The sequence below is a fragment of the Desulforhabdus amnigena genome, assembly GCF_027925305.1.
In the GTDB taxonomy this organism is placed as follows: domain Bacteria; phylum Desulfobacterota; class Syntrophobacteria; order Syntrophobacterales; family Syntrophobacteraceae; genus Desulforhabdus; species Desulforhabdus amnigena.
This window is the reverse complement of sequence record NZ_BSDR01000001.1, coordinates 2,444,259-2,469,568: the sequence shown is the minus strand read 5'-3', so window position 1 is coordinate 2,469,568 and position 25,310 is coordinate 2,444,259. Positions and strand designations below refer to the sequence as shown.

General features: G+C 54.0%; 23 protein-coding genes. 15 read left to right on the top strand and 8 right to left on the bottom strand.

Annotated features, from left to right (window positions below; all coding sequences use genetic code 11):
• Positions 1 to 138: 138 nt before the first annotated feature.
• Positions 139 to 606, bottom strand: a complete 468-nt coding sequence (locus QMG16_RS10500) for a DUF5658 family protein (RefSeq protein ID WP_281794092.1) — start codon at positions 604 to 606, stop codon at positions 139 to 141.
• Between the two features lie 193 nt (positions 607 to 799).
• On the opposite strand from QMG16_RS10500, the gene QMG16_RS19580 reads away from it, so the two are divergent.
• From QMG16_RS19580 to QMG16_RS10485, 4 genes are all read left to right on the top strand, one after another.
• Positions 800 to 1,072, top strand: a complete 273-nt coding sequence (locus QMG16_RS19580) for an IS1/IS1595 family N-terminal zinc-binding domain-containing protein (RefSeq protein WP_373878670.1) — start codon at positions 800 to 802, stop codon at positions 1,070 to 1,072.
• Positions 1,069 to 1,440 carry an HMA2 domain-containing protein gene (locus QMG16_RS10495; RefSeq protein WP_281794091.1) on the top strand — a complete coding sequence of 124 codons (372 nt, stop codon included), beginning with the start codon at positions 1,069 to 1,071 and terminating at the stop codon, positions 1,438 to 1,440. Before QMG16_RS19580 ends, QMG16_RS10495 begins: the two co-directional genes overlap by 4 nt.
• 559 nt (positions 1,441 to 1,999) lie before the next feature.
• Entirely contained in the window at positions 2,000 to 3,268 is a 1,269-nt protein-coding gene (locus QMG16_RS10490; protein ID WP_281794090.1) for a radical SAM protein, read from the top strand.
• A 233-nt stretch (positions 3,269 to 3,501) separates the two neighbouring features.
• On the top strand, positions 3,502 to 4,077 hold the full coding sequence (locus tag QMG16_RS10485) for a hypothetical protein (RefSeq protein ID WP_281794089.1): 576 nt from the start codon (positions 3,502 to 3,504) through the stop codon (positions 4,075 to 4,077).
• A gap of 232 nt (positions 4,078 to 4,309) precedes the next feature.
• Here the strand turns inward: QMG16_RS10485 and QMG16_RS10480 are convergent, their stop codons facing one another.
• The 3 genes from QMG16_RS10480 to QMG16_RS10470 all read right to left on the bottom strand — a co-directional run bounded on the left by QMG16_RS10480 (position 4,310) and on the right by QMG16_RS10470 (position 10,936).
• Positions 4,310 to 5,725 (bottom strand): virulence factor family protein, encoded by a 1,416-nt coding sequence (locus tag QMG16_RS10480; protein WP_281794088.1) that lies wholly within the window; start codon positions 5,723 to 5,725, stop codon positions 4,310 to 4,312.
• Positions 5,722 to 8,280 carry a bifunctional lysylphosphatidylglycerol flippase/synthetase MprF gene (mprF, locus tag QMG16_RS10475; RefSeq protein ID WP_281794086.1) on the bottom strand — a complete coding sequence of 853 codons (2,559 nt, stop codon included), beginning with the start codon at positions 8,278 to 8,280 and terminating at the stop codon, positions 5,722 to 5,724. Before mprF ends, QMG16_RS10480 begins: the two co-directional genes overlap by 4 nt.
• Before the next feature lie 160 nt (positions 8,281 to 8,440).
• Positions 8,441 to 10,936 carry a plasma-membrane proton-efflux P-type ATPase gene (locus tag QMG16_RS10470; protein ID WP_281794084.1) on the bottom strand — a complete coding sequence of 832 codons (2,496 nt, stop codon included), beginning with the start codon at positions 10,934 to 10,936 and terminating at the stop codon, positions 8,441 to 8,443.
• 551 nt (positions 10,937 to 11,487) lie between these two features.
• Here QMG16_RS10470 and QMG16_RS10465 point away from each other — a divergent pair.
• The 7 genes from QMG16_RS10465 to QMG16_RS10435 all read left to right on the top strand — a co-directional run bounded on the left by QMG16_RS10465 (position 11,488) and on the right by QMG16_RS10435 (position 18,087).
• Complete coding sequence (locus tag QMG16_RS10465; protein WP_373878731.1) at positions 11,488 to 11,736, top strand: FeoA family protein; 249 nt, start codon at positions 11,488 to 11,490, stop codon at positions 11,734 to 11,736.
• The gene (gene feoB / locus QMG16_RS10460; protein WP_281794081.1) at positions 11,729 to 13,954 is read left to right on the top strand and encodes a ferrous iron transport protein B; all 2,226 of its coding nucleotides are present in this window, start codon (positions 11,729 to 11,731) and stop codon (positions 13,952 to 13,954) included. Before QMG16_RS10465 ends, feoB begins: the two co-directional genes overlap by 8 nt.
• Positions 13,955 to 14,048: 94 nt before the next feature.
• The gene (locus tag QMG16_RS10455; RefSeq protein ID WP_281794079.1) at positions 14,049 to 15,191 is read left to right on the top strand and encodes a DUF2325 domain-containing protein; all 1,143 of its coding nucleotides are present in this window, start codon (positions 14,049 to 14,051) and stop codon (positions 15,189 to 15,191) included.
• Between the two features lie 35 nt (positions 15,192 to 15,226).
• A complete protein-coding gene (locus QMG16_RS10450; RefSeq protein ID WP_281794077.1) occupies positions 15,227 to 15,547 on the top strand; it encodes a tetratricopeptide repeat protein in 321 nt (106 codons plus the stop codon).
• Between the two features lie 182 nt (positions 15,548 to 15,729).
• Positions 15,730 to 16,647: an ATP-binding protein gene (locus tag QMG16_RS10445; RefSeq protein WP_281794075.1), complete on the top strand. Its 918-nt coding sequence runs from the start codon at positions 15,730 to 15,732 to the stop codon at positions 16,645 to 16,647.
• Positions 16,648 to 17,225: 578 nt separating this feature from the next.
• Positions 17,226 to 17,504, top strand: coding sequence for a hypothetical protein (locus tag QMG16_RS10440; protein ID WP_281794074.1), 279 nt, complete (start codon positions 17,226 to 17,228; stop codon positions 17,502 to 17,504).
• Positions 17,505 to 17,640: 136 nt separating this feature from the next.
• Positions 17,641 to 18,087, top strand: a complete 447-nt coding sequence (locus QMG16_RS10435) for a hypothetical protein (protein ID WP_281794072.1) — start codon at positions 17,641 to 17,643, stop codon at positions 18,085 to 18,087.
• A gap of 124 nt (positions 18,088 to 18,211) precedes the next feature.
• Here the strand turns inward: QMG16_RS10435 and QMG16_RS10430 are convergent, their stop codons facing one another.
• From QMG16_RS10430 to QMG16_RS10420, 3 genes are read right to left on the bottom strand one after another with little or no spacing between them, the layout of a single operon-like run.
• Positions 18,212 to 18,943 (bottom strand): divalent metal cation transporter, encoded by a 732-nt coding sequence (locus QMG16_RS10430; protein ID WP_281794070.1) that lies wholly within the window; start codon positions 18,941 to 18,943, stop codon positions 18,212 to 18,214.
• A 35-nt stretch (positions 18,944 to 18,978) separates the two neighbouring features.
• Positions 18,979 to 19,380 carry a divalent metal cation transporter gene (locus tag QMG16_RS10425; RefSeq protein WP_281794068.1) on the bottom strand — a complete coding sequence of 134 codons (402 nt, stop codon included), beginning with the start codon at positions 19,378 to 19,380 and terminating at the stop codon, positions 18,979 to 18,981.
• 3 nt (positions 19,381 to 19,383) lie between these two features.
• Positions 19,384 to 20,742 carry a magnesium transporter MgtE N-terminal domain-containing protein gene (locus QMG16_RS10420; protein WP_281794066.1) on the bottom strand — a complete coding sequence of 453 codons (1,359 nt, stop codon included), beginning with the start codon at positions 20,740 to 20,742 and terminating at the stop codon, positions 19,384 to 19,386.
• A gap of 1,037 nt (positions 20,743 to 21,779) precedes the next feature.
• On the opposite strand from QMG16_RS10420, the gene QMG16_RS10415 reads away from it, so the two are divergent.
• Complete coding sequence (locus QMG16_RS10415; protein ID WP_281794064.1) at positions 21,780 to 22,016, top strand: hypothetical protein; 237 nt, start codon at positions 21,780 to 21,782, stop codon at positions 22,014 to 22,016.
• Between the two features lie 120 nt (positions 22,017 to 22,136).
• Here QMG16_RS10415 and QMG16_RS10410 read toward each other — a convergent pair whose 3' ends face one another.
• Complete coding sequence (locus tag QMG16_RS10410; RefSeq protein ID WP_281794063.1) at positions 22,137 to 22,460, bottom strand: HMA2 domain-containing protein; 324 nt, start codon at positions 22,458 to 22,460, stop codon at positions 22,137 to 22,139.
• Positions 22,461 to 23,188: 728 nt separating this feature from the next.
• On the opposite strand from QMG16_RS10410, the gene QMG16_RS10405 reads away from it, so the two are divergent.
• The 3 genes from QMG16_RS10405 (at position 23,189) to QMG16_RS10395 (ending at position 25,292) form a co-directional block, all read left to right on the top strand.
• Complete coding sequence (locus tag QMG16_RS10405; protein ID WP_281794061.1) at positions 23,189 to 23,458, top strand: DUF5132 domain-containing protein; 270 nt, start codon at positions 23,189 to 23,191, stop codon at positions 23,456 to 23,458.
• A 73-nt stretch (positions 23,459 to 23,531) separates the two neighbouring features.
• A complete protein-coding gene (locus QMG16_RS10400; RefSeq protein WP_281794059.1) occupies positions 23,532 to 24,344 on the top strand; it encodes a hypothetical protein in 813 nt (270 codons plus the stop codon).
• 324 nt (positions 24,345 to 24,668) lie between these two features.
• Complete coding sequence (locus tag QMG16_RS10395; protein ID WP_281794057.1) at positions 24,669 to 25,292, top strand: hypothetical protein; 624 nt, start codon at positions 24,669 to 24,671, stop codon at positions 25,290 to 25,292.
• The last annotated feature ends 18 nt before the right edge of the window (positions 25,293 to 25,310 follow it).

Sequence of the window (25,310 nt, the reverse complement as noted above, 5' to 3'; positions counted from 1 at the left end):
GATTCAATGGATACGAAATGGTTTCAAAACTGTGAATCTATGGCAAGAAGTTTGTTTTCGAAAGCGGGGGACGCGGCTGAAGTTTTGGTGATGCGCGTTGGGGTATCTCAAGGGCAAGAGGGGGGAGTGGCCTGGCCGTCAGAAGATTAGAGAGAGTTCGTAGACAATGAGGCAACTATACAGGAAGAGGATATAGACCAGGACAGACCTGACTGTGAGAGTCCGGTTGAAAAATTGAAAATTCTTGTGAATGAGCAACCAGATCGAGCCCAAGGCCGTCAGGGCATATTTTGAGAGAACAAAATGGAGGGGGCCGAATTCCAGAAAAAACGCCATGACGGGGTTGATTTCCGAACTTCCCATTTCAATGAGCAGGAGGGTCAGGAAGGCATCCGACAGGGAAAGCAGGAGGATCAGCAGGATCAGGGAAACGATATCCCAGTCGTAAAGATCCACATAGCGGTGAACTGAAGCATCCTCTTCCCGGCGGACCTGTCTGCGCCGGCCCCGAAGGCTCGCCAGGGTGAAAGGCGAGGTCGGCTTGCTCCGTCGATCCTTGAAGGATCTCCTCTCTTCGTACCGTGGGGGTCTCATGGTGGTAACCAAGGTGCTTCATTGGAAGATTGTGTGAAAGCGTGAATACTGTTTTCTTCTCCTTCTGCCTGTATTGCATTCGTTTAACAACTCGCATAACGGCCTCGAATCGTCAAACCTTTTGTGTCACCAGAATGTAACGTTCTCTTCATGGAAATGGAATAACCGCCGCTTATATTCAGATCGTGAAAGGATCTGGGGTTTGATGGCGGGAGTGAAGTGCCCAAGATGCGGAGCCGAAACCGTATACCGGTATGGGAAGACCAAACAGGGAAAGCAGAGGTACCTGTGCCTTGCCTGTGGGCTCCAGTTTACTCCAGGTTCGCGGAGGGTCGAGCCGGCTGAAAGGCCTGTTTGCCCCGCCTGTGGGAAGCCAATGCACGTTTACAAAAGAGAAAATGGAGCGACGCGGTTCAGGTGCTCAAACTATCCAGAATGTAAATGTTTCAAGAAGATATTGGAAAAGGAGACGAAATGAGCTACTACGTTCACGATGTCCCGGGAAGGCTACGTGTCAAGACCCCTGCCATAAAGGGCAACCCGGCAAGGGCCCTGCAAATTGAAGAGCTCCTCAGCAAGAAAGAAGGCGTCTTGTCGGTTGTATCCAATAAGACCACGGGCAGTGTGGTGATCAATTATGATTCGGATGTGTTGAACAAGGAAGCGATCCTGGATATTCTCACAAAGAGAGGCCATTTTGATCCTTCCAAGGCGGTTACCAACGACCAGCTTATAGAAGATACGGTCTCAAAAAGTGGGAAGCTGGTGAGTAAGGCCGTCTTGGGATTGCTCATGGATGCGGCTTTCGGAGGTACTCCCCTGTCCGTGCTGACGGCAATACTTTAAGGGTCGAAACCTTTTTAAAGGGTTGTCCGGGAGTGCATGAAATGCACGCCAAAAGTGCGGGTGCCGGCCGTATAATGTTATAAATACGTAATCTTAAACTTCCCGCGTTGTTGAATCGAATAGCCTTGCTGTTTGATGAGGGAATTCATTTTCCGTGTTGAAAATTTTTCAACGCTTTTTTGTTCCCCCGTATTTGCATCGGCTCTAGTATTTGCTCTTTGGTGTATCCACCTTCAATTCTTCCTATGAAAATCATAGGTTTTGTTCAAGATCGAACGACGGGGAGACCTTCCATAACATCGGCCTGCAAGGGGCGCGATTGTGAAGAAATCTCGGTTCCTGCCGGTTTTGAAAAGAAGTGAGGTCTCTTCTCAGCTTCGATCCTTAACAAAAAATTAAAATGTCCGACACGAAATCTTCATAAATAAAGAGTCGAATTCATGGAACATCCGGGTGATGTTGCGTGAAGATTCAGGGCCGGCTAAATGACTTCAGCGAACCGGAACCTTTTCATCGGACAGGTCAAAATTCTTGATTTTACAAGAAGGTGGTCGTCAAAATGGGTGTCTCCCACGATTTGTTATCGCTCATGCAAAAGAGAATCCCCGGACAGCTCGTGATTCAGTTCACGGATCATTGCAATGCGCGCTGTCCCCAATGCGGTATGAGGGTGACCGAAGCTTTTCCCCGTACAAAACTTTCAGTGGACAGAATAAAGCGGATTCTGGACAGGGCTTCGGAAACAGGGATCAAGATTGTTTCATTTACCGGAGGGGAACCGCTGCTTTTTCTGGACGAGCTGGTTGTTCTCATAAAATATGCGGGCAGTGCGGGCATTGAATACATACGCACGGGTACCAACGGCTTTTTGTTCACCCAGCCGGAGCGGCCCGGTTTCCGTTCGCGGGTGAATCGCATTGCGGAAATGCTGGCCGACACCCCTCTCAGGAACCTCTGGATCAGTATCGATTCTGCAATACCGTCTGTTCATGAGAAGATGAGAGGATTTCCCGGTGTCATTGCGGGAATAGAAGAGGCGGTCCCCATATTTCATGGGCATGGCATTTATCCGTCGGCCAATCTCGGGATCAACAGAAATATCGGTGGAGCTGGGTCGGTCTCCGACGGATGTCGCCCTGCAGATGAGGATTATCTCCCGTTATTCATGAAAGATATGAAGGCCGCTTTCCGGAGTTTCTACCGCTTCGCCATCAATATGGGCTTTACCATCATCAACACCTGTTACCCCATGAGTATCCATGGTCTCAATGGAAACGCATCCCTAAAACCCATCTACGCTGCAAATTCGACGGATTATATAGTGCACTACAGCTCCGGAGAAAAGGCGATGCTTTTCAGGGCATTGATGGAAACGGTGCCTGAGTTCCGTTCGAAATCGAGAATCTTCTCTCCGAGATGCTCCCTTGACAGCCTCTACAGGCAGTATGCACAGGGCACGATGAGCGATTATCCCTGCCGAGGCGGCATCGACTGCTTCTTTATTGACTCCAAAGATGGAAATGCCTATCCATGCGGTTTCCGCGGGAAGGAAAATCTCGGTGATTTCTGCGAGCTGGACCGGGAAAAGCTGAACCGTGAACCCTTCTGCCATCACTGTGACTGGGAGTGTTTCCGCGATCCTTCCGAGATGTTCGGCCCCATTCTGCATGCAAGGCGCAATCCGTTCGGCCTGCTCAAAAACATCGCAAACCGGGGTTCCTACTTCAAAATCTGGATGGAGGATCTTCGATATTATCTCGCTTGCGATTTCTTCGATGGTCGAAAGCCACCTGCTTATGACCGGCTGTCAGCATGGCAGGGAAGCTGACTCATGCCAACAGTGGCCTTCCGTTCACCCCCATGCCTTTCAAACCGGAACACGGTAGAATGATCGCTGCGTCACTTCTGTCTGGATGCCTCAGTGCACAGAATATGGCGCTTCTTGACATGTGATAACGTTCGTGGCAGTAATATCTCTGCCCGCCTGATTTGCCGCGGTATCAATCTCCATATCGCTTTGCAAGTTGTTTAAACCAGTTAGCCATCTTTGGGAGGACTGGCATGGCCGATAAAACAGAAGTTTCCCAACAGAGCATTTTGACGGATCAGTTTTTCTACTTTTTTTTTCGCCTGAGAAAAAATCGTGTTCGCAAGGTCGTGGATGCCGTCAATGAGGCTTTCCCTGACGAAACCCCGCAGCAGAAAGCGCGTCGCCTCATTGAAGCGCAAATCCCCCTCTCGTTTCTCGGAGGGACACTCATGCATTTGCCGGCGCTTATTCCGGGAGTTGGCCAGGCGCTGCAATTTCTGGGATTGGTGGGGGGAGCTTCTGTGATCACGCGAATGCACCTCTATCTTGTCCTGGAGATCGCTCTGCTCCATGGAAAAGATATCGATGATGCCGCCCGCGTTCCCGAAATGGCCGCCGTCGTTGCCGCCACCGGCCTGGCTGCCGGCGTTCCCTTGCTCACTCAGGTGCTGGATGTCAATCCTCTTTATTCATTGCCCGCAGCGGGCCTCACCGCTTCGGGAGTCTCCAAACTCATCGGGGAATCAGCCATTCGGTTTTATTCCGGCGCCAAACTGGAGCTTTCCGCATCTCCCCTTTCAACTCCCCAGCCCGTTCCCGCCCAATAGTTCAACCGGATAGTTTAAATGGACTGCGCCGAAAGAATGCACAAAAAGTTCATCATTCCGTGACAATACCGACCGGCTTTCCATGGTATATGAAACTCAGAATATGGAGGGTCTCGAGAGGATTTTACAGGTGGGTTTTCTACAGATTATGGCTCAGAGAGGAAAGGTCCTCTTATGCCATAGTCCTTTTTTCATCGCTTCCAGATAGAACCGTGCACAGCCGCATCATGCTTCAGCGATCGGCGGGAGGAGCCCCTTCCTCGGAGAGGATCTTCGCGGCGATGGCCGGATAGTTTCCATCGAAGTGGTGGCCTCCCGGCAGGGGAATTTGTTCCGCCAAGGAGGGGGTGAGGTCGGGGCAAAGGCTTTGGTCTTCTTCTTTGCCGAAAAGGCACAGAATCTTTTGACCTTTCATGCGCTGAACCTCGGGCTGGGTAGGAAAAGAATTGTCCGATGCGCCTTGGAACCAATCCGTCAAGTGGAACTGGAATTGGGCGCTCCGGCTGGGGCCGATGAGGGCCACCCGGTCAATCCGTACCTTCAGGTCCTCTGGAAGGCGGTTCACCACAAAGGGCAGAACGTCCGCTCCGAAGGAATAGCCGATGAGGATGACCTTCTCCTTCTTCCAGGTTTTGAGGTAATGCCTGACAGTGGCAGCGATGTCCTGCGCTGTCTCTTCAGGCGTCCTGGGGGTCCAGAAGTACCGGAGGCTGTTCAGTCCCACGACGGGGATGCCATGGTTTGCGATGGCTTCGCCTACCTCTCGATCCAGCCCTGCCCAGCCTCCATCCCCCGAAAGGAATACGGCCATGAGATCCGGCAAAGAACCCGTGCTCGAACCTCCAGCAGGAACTTCGACAAGGGGAAGTCCTTTCAGGTTTCCCGTATCACGGGCCGTGGGGGCAGTGGGCTTCTGCGCTTTGCCGGAAAGGAGCGTGATGGCTTCAAGCAGTGGGTCGTTCGTACTGAGAATGTGAGTTCCAGGTTCTTCTTTCTGCTGGGGTGTCAGGATCTGTACGTTCTTTACCTGTTTCAAAAAGGCATCCTCCATGGACGAACACTCCTTGACTCCGGACTGGGACAGCACCACCCAGGGTGTCCGTAGTTCGGGTACAGGAAGCAGGTGGTCTTGCTGATCCCAGCCCAAACCCAGGCCCCGGCACACGCCTCTGGTGAGAGGGGTGACAGGACAAAAATCGATGCTGATGCCTCCGGTGAAAATGCTCACAGGGGCCTGCACCAGGGTCGCATAAACCAGCGCGGCGCCGGCGGAGCAACCCGCCAGTATGGGTGGGGTATATTGAGGAAGCACCAGCTTTTGCTGTATGAACCGGCTGAGGTTTTCAAAGTCTGAGGCAGGGTAGGTACACGATTTTTCCCCAAGGATGGGGCGGAGGTATTCCGTAGCATCGATCCCCATCACCAGGCAGTCCAGAGAGGCCATCCGCACCGCCAGTTCTGTCTCCGCCCCGCTCCATCCCTCTTCCCCCGATACGAGGATCACCACTCGGGAAGGATGCTCCTGGGCCTTGTAGAGTCTGACGGTTCCGAAAGGCCGCACGACCAGTGCCGGCAGTTCCTGTGCCTCCACCTTTCCCGGCGCAAGGAAAAGCAGCACGAAGAATATTCCCAAGAGTGCGCGTTTCATTTGGAGATCACTCCTTTCATGCCTCCCGAGACAAGAGAAGCGATATTGGCGAGGATGCGCGGCAGCACAAAGCCGGGGGGACAGGTGAGATAACGGGGCTCCCACTGGGGATCGAATTTCTCTTTGTACTGTCTCAGCCCCTGAAAGTTGTAGAATTGTTCCCCGTGCTGGTAGATGAGGGAGCCGAGCCGGTTCCAGGCCGGGGCGAGGGTGCGGCCGTCCAGGCCGGAGAGGGGAGCCATGCCGAGGTTGAACCATTGATATCCCTGTGCCTTCCCCCAGAGCATGAGTTGAAGAAAAAGGTATTCCATGGTATCACGCGGAGCACTCGGAAGATAGCGCATGAGGTCGACGGAGAGCTCCTCCTTTTCCGCCCCTTCCAATATGTTGCAAAAGGCGAAAACCGTTGCCTCTTTTCGTACGATGCCCAAAGGAAAATGCCGGATATATGCGGGGTTGAAGTACCCCAGGGAAAAACGCTTCTCGCGAGTGTTTTTCTCCGTCAGCCACGCATCGGAAATTGTCTTCAGCATCGGGATCATGGAGGGGACTTGTTCCACCGCGACGATTTCAAAGCAAAAGCCCTCCTTCTCAAACCCGTTGCAAACCCGTCGAAAGCCCTTTCTAGATTTCCCCTCCAGCGAGAAATTCCCCAGGGGAACGCGTGCCTCTTCACCGATTTTGAAAGGTACCAGCCCAAGATCCAGGTAAAGGGGAAGGTTCTCCTTTCCCACCTCGTAGAAGACGGTCCAACCTCCGTAGCGGTCGCACATCTCGTGGAACTGCCAGACGAGTTCCCTCCATTCGTCTTGTTCCCCCACGGGATCTCCCATGGCAACCCAACTGCGTCCTTCTATTCCATACATGATGAAGCTCCGCCCGCTCCCGCTGAAAAGGAACAGCTTGTCCCCAAGGAGGGCCAGATTTGCCGAGGTACTTTGCGAAAGCCGGACAATGGACTGCACCTTCTCCTCTTCCGCAGCGTTGAAGACGGGCCTGGACCGCGGCGGCGCAGGGCGGAGAAGGCGCACCGCCGCAATGAAAAAGCACGTCATCACAGCTCCGACCATGGCTCGAAGCGAGCGCGGAGCATTCCCCGAGAAGGTGAAAGTCCACCACAGATCGCCCCGGTATTCAACGTGCTTGAAGGAAAAAAAACAGAGCCACAGGGAAGCGAGAAGCACAATCCCCACGCTTGCGATCCACCCTGAACTGAACGGCTCCGCAAAAAGCGAGGCCTTTCGGTAGAAATATCTCCGAGCGGGCAGGAGCATGAACAATACCATTCCGAGCACCCCTGCCTCCTCGAAATCCAGGCCTTTCAAAAGAGATGTCACCATCCCGGCTCCCAGAAGAAGAAGGGTGAGGAAATAGGCGGCATCGAGTTTCAGCTGCAATCCTCTGGCAAGGAGGAGAAGAACGACGCCGATAATGCTCCCCAAAAAGTGGGAAAATTCCACAACCGCCAGGGGAACGCTATGGCGCAGCAATTCCATCCGCCAGCCTGCTCCGGGCGTGGCTCCGGAAACGAGAAGAACAGCGCCGGAAATAAAGGCCAGGAAAGCAAATACGGGTGGTGCCAAACCAGGGATCCATTCACCAAAAATCCTGGCGGCCTTTGCAAAACCGGTTCTTAGAGCGAACAACTCATGCAGTCCCAGAAGCACAACGGCCACGGCGAGCGGGATCAGGTAATAGATCATCCGGTAAGCCAGCAGGGAAGCGAGGACCGAATAAGCCGGCAGTGCCGGGGCAAGTCCTATTACCATCACTGATTCAAAAACACCCAGTCCTCCCGGTACCTGACTCACCAATCCCGATAGTTGCCCAAGAAGGAATACGGTCAGGAAAGCTGGAAAAGAGAGGGATGGGGTCGGTTCCAGAAGAATGTAGAGAACGCTGGCAGCAAGGGTCCAGTCCAGTCCGGAGACGGCGATTTGCAGGATGGAGAGCCCCGGGGGCGGCATGGGGACCTCCCAGCCTCGAATGGAGACAGGCTCTTTTTTGAGGAAGGCTGCAGTCAGGTAAGCACAGAGGAGCAGCAGGAGCAGGAATCCGATGGGACGAACCGATGAGAAGGGAAGATGGAGCCAGCGGGGAAGATCTATGGGGTTTATGAGAAATGCACCTCCGGCAACGGCAAAAAGACCGAGCCAGAGAGTGATGGTATAGAATGCTACGACTTTGGTGATCTCAAAAGCCGTAATTCCCCATGCCGAATAAAGCCGGTAGCGCACTGAGCTTCCCGTAAGCATGGCCAAACCCGCATTGTTGCTGAAGGCGTAGCCGATGAAGGAGGCCAGGGCAATTTTCGGATAGGCAAGAGTACGGCCGATGTAGCGAAAGGAAAGTAAATCGTAGCCGGTGAGTACAAGATAGTTCAGAAAAGTGACGGCAATAGCGGCGAAAAGGCGGATTCCGGGAATCCGGCTCAGGCTGGCGATAATTTCATGATAGTGGTACTGGTACAACTCCCGGTGCAGCACCCAAAGGGCTGTACCGAAAAGGACGACCCCTATCAGGGGGCCAAGATATGATAAAGGTTTTTTTCTCATGAATGCGCCGGCCTTATCCTCTGTATCGGTCGCTCCGGCAAAAGCGGGAATCCTGGTTGCTCAGAGATCCCCGGTCCTCCGCCTTAAAAAAGGGCACCTTGCCGGACGGTCCGCCTTAAAATCCAATGCGTCGGCTGCCGGTGGGGAGGAACGGCTGCTCTTACCGACGAAAGATGATCCCGTTGTGGTCAAGCACCCTGTAAACCCAGACTTTGATAGGGTCGGTGACCAGGAGTTCTACCGCGGCCCATCCCCAAACGATCAGCACCAGTTGCCAGGAGATGGAAGTCATATACCAGCCGAACAAGGCGATGGCCGTTGCCAGGATTCGCGTAGCGATCCCGGACCAGAGCAGCATGGCTCCCGGTCTGCTGGACCAGAAAAAGCTGCGGGTCCTCCCCATGAAGATGTCCAGGTATCCGGCTATGCTGAGCTTGAGAAAGATGAGCGTCTGGATCTGCTGGTGATTGAGGTGGAGCATTTTCAGCGCCACCAGGAAAATGCTGAAGGAAAAAAATACTCCCATCAGTCCAAGGTAGGTGGCGATGCTCAGGATTTCCCGCATGTTCCACTTCTCCGGTTGCCTCGAGTAGCTCACGTTGTCGTAGGCGATGGAGAGGATGGGCAGATCGTTCAGGAGTGTCATCAAAACGATCATGACGGCAGTCACGGGATAGAAGTTGAAGATAAGGATGGAGAGTGTGACGAACAGCAGGACCCGGATGATGCCTCCAATGCGGTAAATGGCGTAGCTTTTCATGCGCTGAAAGATCTTGCGGCTCTCCTGAATGGCATCCACAATCACACCGAGGCCGGGGTGAGTGAGCACAATATGGGCTGCCGATTTGGCTGCGTCCGTAGCCCCCGCCACGGCAATCCCCACGTCCGCTTTCCTGAGGGCCGGAGCATCGTTCACGCCGTCACCGGTCATCCCCACGATGTGTCCCCCTTCCTGCAGCAGTTCGATGATGTGATACTTATGTTCGGGGAAGACCTGAGCAAAGCCGTCCGCCGTCTTCACCAGGTGCCTGGCCTTGCGGTCGGGTAGATCGAGCAGGTCGGAAGCGAGCTGGAAATGGGTTCCCAGGTTCACCTGGCGGGCGATATTTTGAGCGATGGCCTTATGATCGCCCGTAACCATTTTGACCTGGATCCCCAGGGACTGGGCCAACTGGATGGTCTGAGCCGATTCGGGTCGCGGTGGGTCGTAAAGAGAGATCAATCCCATGAGGTTCCAATTCCCCGCCTGGTCTGTGCGGGCTACAGCGAGGGCGCGATAGCCCTGCGCCGCAAAGGCGTTGACCTGCTCCTCCACAAGAGCATCCGTTGCCTCCGGTTCGCGGCTCAACGAAGCGATCACCTGAGGGGCCCCCTTCGCGACCCGGAACCGGTTGCCGTCCGGGGCTTCAATGAAAGCCTCGGTGCGCTTGGAGATGGGGTCGAAAGGTTTGAACTCCAGGATTTTGTAGCCGCTTGAGGTAGCGGTGCCATCGGGCAGTTCCTTAACCCTGGCCAGAACAGCATCGTCGATAGCGTCCCGGTCCTCCTCGCGGGAAGCGAGAGCGGCGTGTACCAGAACCTCCTCGGGAAGGAATCGGCCTAACGGTGCAATGTCCCCCACCGTGAGGGCATTTTGAGTGATGGTGCCGGTTTTGTCCGAGCATAGGATGTCCATGCCGGCCAGTTCGTCGATGGCCGCCATTTTGCTCGCAATAGCACCACGATCCGCCAGTACGGCCGCTCCTACGGCCAAAGTGACCGAAAGCACGGCCGGGAGCGTAGCTGGAACGGCTGCCACGGTGAGCACAAGGGCATACTGAAGCGTTTCCATCAGGCTTTCGTGACGGAACAGGGCGACGAGGAAAACGATGGCCACCAGGCCGAGCCCGATGGCGATGAGGTAGTCGCCGATCTTGACCAGGGCCTTTTGGAAATGGCTTTGCGTTCTGGCTTCTGTGACCAGTCTGGCTGTCTTGCCAAGGAACGTTTCCATCCCCGTCGCCACCACCAGAGCATTCATTTCTCCCTGGCGGATGATGGAACCCGCGTAGGCCGTATCCCCCACAGGTCTTTCCACCGGTAGAGATTCCCCGGTGAGGGCGGATTCGTCGATCATCAAATAGTCGCCGTCCATGAGCTTGATATCCGCGGGGATAATGTCCCCCAGGCGGATGCGGACCACATCTCCGGGAACCAGTTCCCGCGCGGGGACTTCCATCCACCGGCGGTCGCGTTGGACCCTCGCGTTGAGAGCCAGCTTGTCCTTGAGCAGAGCAATGGCGTTTTCGGCCTTTTGCCTCTGCCAGAATCCTACCCCCGCATTGAGCAGCAACATGGTGAGGATAATGTAAAAATCCTCCCAGTGGTGGATGAATCCCGCCAGGAGCGCCGCCGCCTCGATCATCCATGGAATCGGACCCCAGAAGAAGCCAAGGAACTCCAGGATGGGATGTATCTTCTTTTCGCTGATTTCATTGAAACCGTACTCATCGAGCCGGGTTTTCGCCTCCCCGGCGGAAAGCCCGGCTTCAGTGGAATCAAATCTGGCCAGAAGTTCGGGCAGCGGCATTTTCCGCGCCTGTTCCAGGCTGATGCCTTCCAGGCGATGTTCATCAGCGGGATTGATTTCGGATTCCGGATTTTCTTGACCACCCATGGGATCATTCTCCTTGCTTGGAGTGATACTCGATGTTCAAGTTTTGATCTATGGCGGGAGGGAGTTTACGGATGAACAATCTAAGCGATTTTTTCAGGAAAGTCAGTTGAAAAATAACAATTCCCGCAGGCTTCAAAAAGTGAGTTCCGGCATGATTTCCCTGGCCTGATGACCTTCACCTTCAGCGTTTTTTCGTGAGCGAAAAAACGCTTGACAAGTTAGGTTCACCTAATATATTACGGCGCACCAGATTGTATGTGTTGATCCGTACTTTGATGGCAAGATGAATGGGGGCTGCAGGCCTGTCAGATTGTGCCCAGTCTTCCATGTCCAGGGAGAGATTCCGGAAGGTCAACCATGGGCTGAATCAAGCCTGCCGGGCGGCCCGCCACGAGCTGCCGTCGGGCGTGTTTGACCGAGAAAAGGAGAAGCGGATGCAAGGGGCCAGGAACAGAACGGAAGGGAAGAAGGCGCAGCGCGCGGAGGCGGCGCTTCCTGTAGAGTCGAAGAACCAACCGGGCGGTATGGCAAAAAGAGGGGTGGAGGGTGCCATGACGGACATCCCTTTGCGCAAGATGGCTTCGCGGCAAAAGGGGGTTATCGTGAGGGTCGATGCCCAGGGGGAGCTTGGCCGGCGCATTCGGGACATGGGCCTGGTGCCGGGTACAACCGTGGAGGTGCAGGGGCGTGCTCCGCTCAAAGATCCAGTGGCGGTCAGGATCCGCGACTGTACCTTGACTCTTCGCAACAACGAGGCCGATCAAATCCTGATCCAGCTGGAGGATAAGTGGAATGAATGAGCATCTCATAGCCATCGCCGGCAATCCCAACTCCGGTAAAACGACGCTTTTCAACGCTCTTACGGGCGCCCGCCAGAGGGTTGCCAACTATCCCGGGGTGACGGTGGAGCGAAAGGAAGGCAGCTGCAAAGCAAACGGTCGCGAAGTCCGCCTGGTGGACCTGCCAGGGACCTATTCCCTGACCGCTTATTCCCTCGAGGAACTTGTGGCCCGCAATGTTCTCTTGACGGAAAACCCGCGTGTCGTGGTCAATATAGTCGATGCCTCCAACCTCGAGCGCAATCTTTACCTCACGGTTCAGCTCTTCGAATTGGGAATCCCGGTCGTGATCGCCCTGAACATGGTGGATGTGGCAAACGGCAGGGGTATCGAGATCGACGCAGCGGAGCTTTCCCGCAAACTGGGGGCTCCCGTGGTTGAAACGGTGGCCCGGAGCGGAAACGGCAAGGATGCCCTTTTGGCCGCGGCCGTCGAGCTTGCCGACAAAAATGCTGCCTGGACTCCCCTGCGCATTTCATATGGTCCGGATATCGATCCCGTTCTCGATGAAATGGAGCGGAAGATCCTTGCGGAAAGATTCCTTACCGGTCTTCATCCCGCGCGTTGGACGGCCCTGAAGTACCTCGAATCCGATGAAGACGTCATTAAGAAAGGAAAGGAAGCAAATCCAGACCTTTCCTCCGGGCTCGAGAAAATGGCCGATGGAGTTGCGGCCCATCTCCAAAAGACTTTCAGCGCATACCCCGAAGCGATCATAGCGGACCACCGCTACGGGTTCGTCGCCGCACTGCTGAAATCCGGAGTGGTAAAGCGAAAACACGGCGCCGACCGCATCTACCTGTCGGACAGGATCGACCGTGTTCTCACCCATCGCTTTCTTGGCCCTGTCATTATGGGATTCGTCCTGTACGCACTCTACTACTTCACGTTTACCTACAGCGAAATCCCGATCGGCTGGCTGGAAGATGGTTTTGCGGCCTTGAGCGGTCTCATGGAATCCTGGCTTCCCCCGGGCCATCTCCGCTCGCTCGTCACGAAGGGCATCATCGACGGAGTGGGTGGGGTCCTCGGCTTCGTACCGCTCATCGTTTTCATGTTCCTGGGAATCGCGCTCCTTGAGGACTCGGGCTACCTGGCAAGGGCAGCCTTCATGCTGGATCGCGTCTTCCGGCTTTTCGGGCTTCATGGCAATTCCTTCATGGCTTACATCGTGGGAGGCGGAATTGCCGGCGGATGCGCCGTTCCCGCGGTCATGGCGACACGAACGCTCCGCAGTTCCAGGGAGCGGCTTGCGACGATCCTTACCGTTCCTTTCATGAACTGCGGGGCCAAGCTTCCCGTCTATGCCCTTCTGGTCGGTGCCTTTTTCTCCGAAAACGAAGCCCGCATGATGCTTTTGCTGACTCTCATCTCCTGGTCGATGGCGTTCCTGGCCGCAAAACTTCTCCGCTCGACGATCCTCAAGGGCCCCAGTACTCCTTTTCTCCTCGAGCTTCCTCCCTATCGGCTGCCCACCCTGCGCGGCATTCTCATTCATACCTGGGAGCGCGCCTGGCTTTATATAAGGAAGGCGGGAACCATTCTTCTGGCTGTTTCCATTCTTTTCTGGGCGCTCATGAACTTCCCGGAGCTTCCGGAATCGGAGAAGGCGGCTTTTGATGCGAAGCGGGAAGCCATTGTGGCTCATCTTCCCGAGGATCTTCGTGCGGTTGCCCTGGAAGGAGAGCTTCCCGGGGAGAATCTGCCGGAGGAAATGACGGAGGTCCGTGGAAAGCTCCTGGCCGTGGATCAGGCTCAAGCCCAGGCCGCTTTGAAGGGCTCGGTCGCGGGGCGCATGGGAACCGCCCTCGAGTACGTTACCCGCTTCTGCGGATTTGATTGGCGCACCAACGTGGCTCTGGTGGGGGGCTTCGCAGCCAAGGAGATGGTCGTATCGGTCCTGGGCACCGCGTACTCCATGGGTGAAGTCGACCCGGAGGAGGATGCATCGCTTCGGGAGCTCCTTGCGAAAGACTCCGCATGGAACCCCCTTGTAGCCCTCTCTCTGATCCTTTTCACCATGCTCTACGTGCCCTGCGTGGTGAGCGTCGTCTGCCTCGCCAGGGAAGCGGGAAGCTGGAAGTGGGGCCTCTTTTCGGCGGTGTTTGGCACTTCAGTGGCCTTTATCGTGGCGGTCCTAGTCTACCAGGGCGGGCAGTTGCTTGGAATCGGCGTGTAGGAGAACGGCAAAGTGAGGCTTATATCTGCTTTAAATAGTGCTATCAAAGTGTTGATGTATATGAGATCGACTTGATGGAACGGGAGGAATCGGTATGAGGCAATGGAACCATCCCTGGTATGCGGATTGTCTCAGCGTGGTCTCGATTCTCGCCATGTCGCAGGGGACGAAGAACCTGCGCAAGCTTGCACGGCAATTCGGTCTTCTGGAAGAAGGGACCGAGGCGGATACAGTCGAAGTATTCGTGAGGCTCCACGAGGCGTGCCATCAAGACATGGATCTCGTGAAGGCCATTGCCAGGGACCTGGACGATCGATTCAGGTCCACCGTGGCTCGAGTTCGCTCGATGCATCTAAAGGACATAAAAGAGCTGGAGATGAGCTTGCCTCTGCCTCTGCTGTGGGCGGTCCTGAGGGACTGCCGCGCCGAGGTGCGGTCTCATGGACGTCATCTTGTGCATGGACTGCTCTTGGATGCTCTTCGCGGCGCCAGGGAGGGCAAGGGAAAAGAGAGGGATCTGAGCGAGGCTGTCAGATCCCTCGAGGCACAGGCCGCAGCCTGGAAAAGGGAGGTGGCCGATCTGAAACGGGAATTGCGGGAAAAGTGCGCCGAGAATGAACGTTTGAAGAACCAACTTATAGTGAGGGAGTGCCGGCGCGAGTCGGGCAGGCCGGAGGAGTCCGGCAAAGGGAGGCTGACCAGGGAGGTTCGAAAGCTGCGGCATGATTTGGAAGGTCACCGCCAGAGAATAAAGGAGCTGGAAAGAATCCTCGCCGATTCGGGTACCCTTTTGCCGGAAAAGGTCGCCCCGGCAGCTTCTCTCGAAGCTGCCGGCGAAAGGAAGGGAATCTGCATTTTCCAAAGGCCCCGTATTGTGCCCGCGGATAAAGAGCTTTGCGCCGGTAAAAAATCGGACTGCTGCAGGGACTGTCCCCTGGACGGTTTGCGCGTTGCCGTTGTCGGAGGGCTCAGCAGGATGCAGCCCGAGTACCGTGAGATCGTCAGGCAGCTTGGAGCCGAGCCCCTCTTTCATGACGGTGAAGTGCGAAACGGCAGCTACAAGCTGAAAAGCTTGGTCTGCGGGGCGGATATCGTCGTCTTCATCACCTCGGTGAACAGCCACGGCGCTCTCAGCGTGGTGAGAGCGGTCTGCAAGAAGACCGGGAAGAAGTTCATGGCCCTGAAGGAAACCGGGTCCGAGTCACTGGAGAAAATTTTGAGGAATTGTGCCGCATAGGCTGTATCGCGGCATATTTCAGGGAGGTTGTATACATGTGTGCCATGGGATTTGTTGGAAGATTGAACAGGATCGGCATGGAAGCTTGCCGGAGAGGACAGTTCGATGAAGCTGAACTGAACCTGCTTGCTGCGCTGGAATTGGCTCAAACCAGGGGGGGAGGCTGCACCTCCATAAAAATCCACAACAACCTGGGCATTGTCTGCGAGCTTCAGGGACGGCATGAAAAAGCTGCATATCACTATGGAAATGCTCTTGATCTTCTGAAGGAAAAAGTGCCCGGAAACCATCCCCTGCATGAGCGGCTCACCCGGAGTCTGACAAGGGCTGCGTCAGCCGGTTCCACCGCCGGTTGACGGTCTGTTTTCTCATCCTCGGGTGAAATTCAGCGAAAACCCGTTTATCTATCGTAGGACCGCTTTACTCAAGTCGTCTGCGGCGTGAAGAGGGCTCTGCCAGGGCCTGCGCGTGGCTTTCGCCGGCACAAGGTCGACAAATGTGGATTTCTGATCTCTACGATTTTATAGGAGGAAGCATCATGATGTCAGGTGCCGCATCGAGCATCTCAAAGCAGACCGGAGAGTCTTCTCATCGCTTCAAGTACGGGTCTCCACACGCGACGGTTTCGCTTCCCACCCTGAATGACATCCGAAATTCCCTCGGAGAGGTGAGAGCCGTTCTGGAGTCTACGGACCATGTCATTGCCGAGTACATCCAGATTCAAAAGATGGAGTCGGTGGGATACCTGGCCAGGGAGTTGGGGCACGATCTGCGCAACGGCTTGATGGCGCTTGCCGGAAAGCTGTTCCAGCTGCAGCGGGTTTTGCCAAACGAGGAAGCCCAAGGGAGGATCGAAGATATACTCTGCATACTCAAGAACCTTGAAGGGATGATCGGCCGCCTCCAGTCCCTCGGACAAGATGAGTATTCCGAAGAAGAGTCCGTACCGCAGGACTTCTCCCGGGAATCTGCCAGGGTGATCCGAATCATGCGCTCCTCACTCGGCGCAGGGATGCACCTTCAGTACGAATCGAGCCCGGAGCCTCTCAATGTGATGCTCTGCAAAGGGGATGTGTGGCGAATACTGAGCAACCTGCTCCTCAACGCCCGGGACGCCATGCCGCATGGAGGCAGGATTCAGGTACGGATTGGGGGGCGTCATGTCGACGCCGAATATTGTCGGAATCACGGGAACGCTCATCCGGGGCACTTTGCCAGTCTTTCCGTGGAAGACGAAGGGGTGGGAATATCCCCGGAAATCCTGCCGAGAATTTTCGATCCCCTCTTCACTACAAAATCCTCTTCACAAGACGCGCAAAAGCGGGGCTGGGGACTGGCCATTGTTTACACCCTTGTCCGGCGTCGAGGTGGATGGATCGATGTTGAGAGCCAAATCGAAGAGGGGACGCGCTTCGAGGTCTTTCTGCCTGTCCATCGATCTTCTGAAACCAGTTAGAGACTGTCTGAAAATTCCTCTGCCTGGGAGCCGAACCTGCTTCGTCCCCCCTTGAGGGGGGGGCTTGGGGGGGCCTGTTCGCCAAATCTTGACACCCCCCAGGCCCCCCCCCAAGGGGGGAATTTTAAGACAACCTCTTAGTACTGGTCTTCGTAATTACGCAACCGTTTATCCATTGTTTTCGTAGGAGCGGCATCTTGCCGCGACAAGGTTATGCGGTTGCCGGTTCCTGTCACGGCTGGAAGCCGTTCCTGCAAAGAAATGGCCGCATATTTACGATCTTCGGTACTTAGTACTACTATGTCACAAAGGACGGGAACTGTCCTTGAGCCTCAGTTTTCCTTAAGGAAGGCGATCCCGGCAAACCGCCAGTACCGGTATTTTGTACGCTTTGTGACACAGTAGTATTAGAGACCATTTCAAGCGGGATTTCGATGCATTCCGCCGTTCGTGGTGCGATACCTCACCATGAACGGCGACGCATGAAAGTTTGCCATTCGATCCCTCAGGTCGAGTCTCCTCGCTGCATTTTTGCCAGGTACGGCGAACAAAATGGATATTCATCCGGAGGTTTGTGTATGTGTGTCATGGTGGTTTGTTCCAAGGGGAAGTTCCCGTCGATTCTCGAAAGGCTTGATGGAATGGATGTATCACACGTCTATTTCTACAACACAGATGCATCCAAGGGCGCCCGAGTCCCTTTCATTACCCTCGTACGTTTCACGAACATGGTCGTTTGCGAGGAGTCGGTGCTGAATTCGGCCGATTTCAGGGAAGCGATGATCATTCACCAGGCGAACCGGATGTCCATTACGGTTGTGAATGAAAGGGACCTGGCAGGAACCGCTCTCTCATGAGGACCCTTTTTTCTGCTTACCCCTCCTCGTGTTTCCAACCGACGAGGACAACGAACGGTCTTCAAAAAATGCGTTCCATACCGTTGCGGGCGGTCGCGGCTGCTGGATGGCGCAGACGAAAAGAGGAGCATGGTATATGTCAGATGAAGAAAAACAGGAGTTGTTGGAGACTCTCAGCAGGAACATGGCCGTTTTACAGCGTGAAGTCGGTCAGTGTCGCTCCCTGATCGGCATGCTGCTCGGCCGGAATGTCAACGAGCCCTTTCCTGGCATGCTCCAGGGCGTATCGATGTCCGCATCCAGCGAAAACCGGCTGAGAGAATCCGTCCTTGAGGCCATCGATACCCTCGAGGAAACCAGAAAGGCCTTCAAATCGAAAAGGCTCGAAACCCTGCGCAAGAAGCTCACCCAGGTCCTGGCTGAAGCGCAGGGTTCGGGACGGCCGGTTCTTATCCTCCCCGAAAGTTGTTCCTGCTGTGGGAGCGGGGATTGTGAAAAATGCAGTTGCTGGTCCGGAGGATCTCCATACCGAGAAGAAAAAGAGCTTCAGGAGAAAATCAAGGGAGGAGGAGAGCGGGAGTAGGAAAGAACCGGCCGTGATCGATCCCCGCAATGTGGGATTGGGCTTTGTGAGAGCAACAGGAAATAGGAACGGACGGACTTGCGCCTGGCGCACAAGCCGGGTCAAGTATTTAAAATAATTTAACTTATAATTTTATAAGGTGAGTCTTACGGCCTTTGGTCGATATGCGGCGCGAAGGAAGTGAAGGCGCAACCGGCAGCATCGGGTGGTTGTCATCGGGCAACGGGCCTGCGCAAGCCCTTTCGAGGAGCGGAGCGGCCAGGGGGGATCGGAATATGGAAGGCGATCCGGCGCTTCTGAGTACCCCCCTGACACAACAACTATTCTGACACAGGGGGCATCCCAGAGCCTCACAAATGGTGTAGGCAGTGGATAGGGGCAGAATACTGGCTGCGAAGAGGGAGGCATTCCAGAGACCGAAGCCGAAAAGATATCCGCTGCCGGCACCTGCCAGGGGTTTCAATACGCGTGCCGCGTCGGTGGCGAACTCAATGCGGATGCCGGTCCTGTGCAGCGTGAGGGCGCAAACCACGATGATACAGACGGCCACTATGTTGACCATGATGCAGCCCGCGATGGTGTCCAGATGTGAATATTTGTAATCTTGCATGGAGATATTCTTTTCTGCCACCGATGCCTGTTGATAGAACTGCATCCAGGGAGCGATAGTGGTGCCGACAAGCCCGATGACCATGGCCAGATAGGGTCCGGAAAAATCCAGCCGCGGCTCGATCATGGCCCGGCCGATGCTTTTGAGGTCCAGCTTGAGAAGAAAAAACGTTATGGGGTACGCCAGGTAGAAAAGACATGCGAAAAGAAAGACTTTTTCCACCGATTTATAGCTCCCTTTGACCACCAGGAGCCAGACCAGAACGGCGCATCCGGGAACCGTCAGGATGGGGGTAGCCCAAAGAGTTCCCCCGCCGAAGCAATCCCTGCAACTTCGGCCATGACGTTGCCGAAGTTGGTGCCCAGGACGAGCAGCATGATATAAGATGTCGGTTTCACTCCAAATCGCTCATGGATCATGTCCGACAGGCCCTGGCCCGTGACCACTCCCATTCGATTGACCATTTCCTGAATCATCATGAGAAGAATCGCCGTGGGAATGACGACCCACAAGATCATGAAACCGAAGTGCGCTCCCGCCTGGCTGTAGGTTGTGAGCCCCCCGGCATCGTTGTCCACATTGGCGGTGATGATTCCAGGTCCCACAACCGCCAGAAAAATGGATACACGTGTCCAGAGGGATCGGGAAGGATTCTTTGGACCGGTCTTTTCCGTCGCTGCCATGAATCAACTCGCCAGCCTGTGGTAATAGTTGAGAAGTTCGTCAAAGGAATGTTTGAAGGTGACGATGCCCTGCAAGCTCCCATCGTCCCCAATGACCGGCAGGGCCTTGAAACAGTATTTGAGAAACTGGTTGGCAACGGATTCCCAATCGTCGCAGGATCTCAGCACAGCCAGTCTTCGATTCATTATATCCAGCAGCACCGCATCGGAGCCGGAAAGCAGCAGGTCTCTGAGAGAAGCCACCCCCGCCAGACGATCCTCTTCATCCATGCAATACACATAATTGATGGATTCCACTTCGTCAGCGTTCCGACGAATGTATTCCAATGTCCGAGTTACGGTAAAAGTCGCAGGGCACGACAGAAAATCCACGGTCATGAGGGAGGCTGCGGTATTCTCCTCGGCCCGGACAAGGGGTTCCAGCCGTGCCCGATCCTCCTCTTCCATGGCTGCCATAATGGTTTGTTGGGTGTCGACGGGGAGTTTGTCGATGACATCCACTGCCGATGCCGGTTCCATTTCTTCCAGAATGTCGGCGGCCAATCCGGAATCGAGATCTCGCAAAATGGACGCCTGAACGTCTATATCGGCTTCCTTCAACGCCTCCGCTGCGTGCTCTGCACTGATGGATTGAACGAGGCTGATGCGTTCATCCCGGTCCAGATCTTCGATGATGTCCGCAAGTTCTCCGGCATGAAGCGCTTTGATTTGCTCGTGGCGAAGGTTGATGTGAATGGGCCCCGCTACCCTCTCTGGCAGGGGTTGCACATATTTCCAGGCAATGAGTTCGTCTTTGAGTTGTTTGCCCACCATGAGGATTCTGACCAGCCTCCGCAGCCTGACTTCCCAACCCATGCGCCAGAGCAGACCGGTGAATCCGACATCCACGGAATCGATGAAGGGAGCTCCTTTTGCGCAAAAGAGGATTCGAACGTCGTTCACCCCTTCCACCTTGGCGCCGTTGATATCCACGATTTGCTTGTCAAGAAGGGTTTCCCGAACAAGAAAATGCCGCCCCGGGGGAGAGGCGGGTGTGGAATGATCCTCTGCGATGATGAATTTCCTGGAGCGCGCAAGGCCCAAAAGGTCGATCTCCTGCGAGGGAAAGTAGAGTATGGTGCCGTTGCGAGTAAGCACCAACGCATCTATTTCAGGGTGTCCGTCGCCGGATCTGGCGGTGAGATCGATGACTTTACCGATGACCGCATAGTCTTGCCCATAGACCTTTTTGCCGAGGATGTCCGATAAAAAACAAAAGACCCCTTTAGTCGCATTCTCGTTGGAAGAGGATTGCACCAAGAGTAAGTTTCTTTCTCCGGCGGCATCTCCGGTGCGTGTGAGCGAAAACTCAAACAAATCCATAAACCTGATCATTATTAAAAAAGGAATATCAGGGGTCAAGAAAGAGTTTCATTAAAAGCCTACTGTTGCTTCCTGTTCCATGTTGCACCGGCGAAGGACGCAGTGGAGCGATGATCTGCAAGGATCCTCAGCGGGGGATGCCTGGATTTGCATCAATAACAAAATAGCCGAAGTGCAAGGGACGTAACCGTTCACCGCAGAGCATAAAGAGAGCGCAGAGAATAAGGAAAATTCAAAAAACGGCTCTTTTCCTCTGTCTGCGACATCTGCATAATTTGCGGAGGATGCAATCCAAAGTTATTGGATTCAAGCTGCATGTTGGAATTGGGAGTCCCAATATGCATCCCAGCACGTAGGTCGCGTTGAGTTTCGAAACGCGACATGTCATTATTGTGTGTTGCGTTTCATTTCATTCAACGCAACCTACGCACTGAACCGTATTGCCCCTTAGCACGTAGGTCGCTTCTTCCAATCACTTTGGATTGCACCTATTTGCGGATATGCAAATGGGAGTGAACGGGTTACCATTGGACAATCTGTGCAAATTGCCTTATCCTTCATAGGAGAATAGATGGTTCACTTTACCTGCTGTTTTGGTTTTTATGATTTCGGGGGAATGACGGTGAAAAAGCCGGGACTGCAGGGTCTCTTGCGCGATGGCGGGAATGAAGAAGGGTGAACACCCGCTTTGTAATAACAATGAAGAATACTCGATATCTTGTCGTCATCCGGTGCCTGTTTTGATGGAAGATTTTGAAAATCAGGCTTTTGTCATCAAAATGTCACAAATTGGACTTACAAGGATAACAATCCGCCGGGAGTGCATCCATTGACAGGCGGGTTGATTCAAGTCCTAAACGGATATTTTTCGTTTTTTGTACGGGTTTGAATGGCTTGAGATTTGATGCAGGCTGCTGGAAACGAACGTAATGGGCAGGGTTTCGAAACAAAGATTGCAGGAATATTTTGTGGTAATGTTTTTTTAATTATTTGTATTAATTGTTTTTTTCTTTTGATCTTCAAAGGAGTGGGGGAAGATGGAGCGGAAAGAGACGACAACGGTGGTCAACATTTTTGACGACAGGGTGAGGGTCTATGAATTGCCTCCGGAAAAAGCCGTAGTGGCGGCTTATGAAGAAGTTGAGGAAGAAAATTACGATTACTGGTCTTACCCGAATCCCGAGGATCACCCCCAATTTCAGGAATACGAACTGGGATTTGCGTGTGGAGACTGGGTGGCCTGGAAGCGCTCCGGGGGGCGTCTGGCTTCGTAAGGAAACCTCATGGGGCCATTTTCCCCATCGAGTTTTTAATGGTTTCCTCTTCCCCCGTTGAAACGACGCCTGTGGATACTTTCCGAATCGGGTGGGTTTATATCTAATCTTTTAACGCCTTCAAGCGCATACATTCTGCAGCCTGCTTCTGATTTCCATTTCGAGTTCCGGTTTTCCTTTCAGGTATCTCAGTTTTTCCCATAGTTCATAGGGCAGGCGTTCCTGGTCATATTCAATCACGAGCGATCGAGAGGCTGGATTGACTTTGATGCGGGTGATTCCCGGAATGCAGCGGATCAACTCGTCAGTGTCCATATCCAAAGCCATTTCATAGCCCGACGGGAGGACTTTTATTCTTACCCTTCCCGGAATGTGGTGTGCGATTTCCGTATGGGGCGCCAAACACATCAAATCGTCTATGATCGTAGAAGTTGAACTTCCCATGCTTTTTCTCTCCTTGAACATCAATGCTTCCGCCTATGCTGTCAAACAAGAACCGCTGAAAAGCCCTTGGGGCCGCAGCCGAGTTGAGCCGATATCACCATAAGATCCATCCAAGTGACGACTATCCCTTGAAGGTCATCCGACAAAATGACGGGAGCCTATAAGAGGCATTCTTCTTTTTTCCACAGGGTTTCACCTAACACGAGCTGCATGTGAAGTAAATAACCCTGAATCATTGTTTGCCTACTTCCATTTCAAAGGAAAACACAATGATTCGGAAAGCAATTTGGATCGATGGGGATGTGTCTTTTTAAGCCGGTATGAATCAAACCGTTGTCGAAATTTTCATTTCGCAGGGAGGTGATGAATCTGTTGTATGTGTAGGTAAATAATGAAAGAAAAACGTGACAAATCGTCCGATAAACATTACCATAAAGGACAATTTCGAAACCTGCAAATGAACCTGCTACTGGGATGATGAAAATCGGAGGATGGCAGTAAGACTTTTTCATCTTCATCCCGTTTTTATCTGCAGATTACCCAGATTTTCGCAGATTAAAAAAACCCTTTATATTAGTGATGGGATTTATTCAGTCTGTGCAATCTGCGGATCGATTCAGCCGATTTTCACCGCACCAGCCTGCTGCCGACCTTGACTTATGCCTGATCACGCGAGATCAGGCTGTTTCCGATAAAGATCGCTCAATGATAAGGAAGGAGACCTGCATATGGCACTTTTTGATAATGGATTGAAGATGGGAACCGGCATTGCGGTGGGAATCGGGGCGCTTATTCTGGCTCCGGTGGTACTGCCTGTTGTGGGCAGTGTTGTAAAACCTCTGCTCAAGGCCACCATCAAGGGCGGCATCATTCTTTTTGAAAAGGGCAGAGAAGCTATTGCGGAGACGGCCGAAGTGCTCGAAGACATTGCCGCTGAAGCAAAAGCAGAGTTGATCAAGGAACAAACGGCGGAAGCATCGACTCCTTCTGGCGAGTAGGGAAGAGGGGGGTGCTTTTTTATTCATTCAATGGTGTTGACTGAACTCCGGGAAGGTACGGAGGAGGTGTGTGATGTCAGAACTGATAAGCCAGGGTCGGCCGGAATTAGCAGGGACCCTGGGTGCTGCGGCAACGATTTTCAAGGAAGGGATCATCGGCACGGTCAAGGGGGTCGGCGAGGTGGAGCATCAAGTGTTTGAACTTGCAAAAAGTGTCGTGGGAGACACGATCCGCGCAGCAGGTTCAGTGACGACAGACGCGGTCATTGTGACCCGCGATGTAATCTTAGGGACTCTCTCCGCAGCGGAGGAAGTCGGCGGAGGGGTCGTAGGGGTATTGAGTGCCGTGGCGAGAGGTTTGATTGGAGGCGTTGCTGCTGTCGGTGCTGAAGTAGCCTCCGTCACCGATCGGGCGGTGCGTGAAACCATAAAGTGTGTCGCGGAAGTCGGAGCCGGTGTCGGGGGAATGACCGGAAATGCTCTGAATTTTACCCTCAAGACGAGCAAGGACGTTTGTCTGAATATTGAAGATGCCGCCAAGGTCGTTGTGATTGGAGCGATCGATGTGGGCGCTTCGATTGGTGACACCGCGGTGAGCACCACACGGAATATTCTTGTCGCCACGGTCACAGGGGTCAAGGATGTTGCGAGCGCTCTTCTGCCCAAACCCGGATCTCCCGAAGTTGAAGTGCAAAAAGCCGAGGTCGTGACTGCGGCCACCAAGACCGTGGCAAAGACTGCAGCCACCAAAACTACGGCTGCCAGGACCCGGGCGGCAAAGATCGAGGCGCTCAAAACATCACCGGAGGAATCCCCTGTTCAAGAAGAGAAGCCACCGGATACTTCAAAATCTTCTTCGATTCCTGAACCTGAAGAGATCACTTGAAAATGACCCGCAAGTCCTCATCTTTTCGCTAGCAGCCTGTCAGAGAGCCGTGATTTCGAGCCGAAGGCGAGAAATCTAGTTGGTCCAACGTGGCTCATTCATTAGATTTCTCTCTTCGCTACGCTTCGTTCGAAATAACAAAAAAGCAGCTCTCCGACAGACTGCCAGCGCTCGCTGTGGGAACGAGAGGTAAGGTGTTCTTTAATGCAAGGTTCACGTGTTCGACATGCGGATGTAACCGTTTTGCAGATAGATTGTCCCTGGGTTCATGGGTGTGAACATATCGACAATATCAGATGACGGAAAGGGAAGGATATGTCTGACATGGAAACGACAACAAGTGGCGGGAGTGTCAAGGAAAGTATCGAGAGGGCCGGAAATACCCTCAAAGTTGGGATTCTGAGCAGTCTCAAGGCAGTGAACGAGATCGAGGTCGGAGTCGTGGATCTGGCCAGAAATGTAGTTTCCGATGCTTTGAAGGCCACCGGCTCCGTTGCCAACGAGGCGGTCGATGTGGCCAAAGGTGTCATCAAGGGAGCCATCGCGGCCACTGAAGACGTCGGCACGGGGCTTCTCATGAGCACCAAGAGTGTGGCCAAGGGCATCGTGATGGGGGTGAGCGATGTGGGCGGGGACGTATTTGCCGTTGCCCGGCAGACAGCCAAGGGGGCGGTTGAAGGAGCATCCAGTATAGGGGCAGATGTGGGACAGGTCGCCAAAAAGACGGTGGACGGAATCCTAGAGGCGGGCAAAGAGGTTGGTGCCAACGTCGAAGAGTTGGCGAAGACAGCCATTGGTGGATCCATCGAGGCCGCCGGAAGTATCGGCGAGTCGGCCGTCAAAGCTGTGAGGGGTGTGCTGCTCGGAGCGGTCGAAGGGGTGAAGGACATTGCGGGAGCTGCCCTGCCAAAGCCCAAAAGCCCTGCTGAACCGTCCGAGAAGGAATAAGGCGTCTCAGTAGAGCCG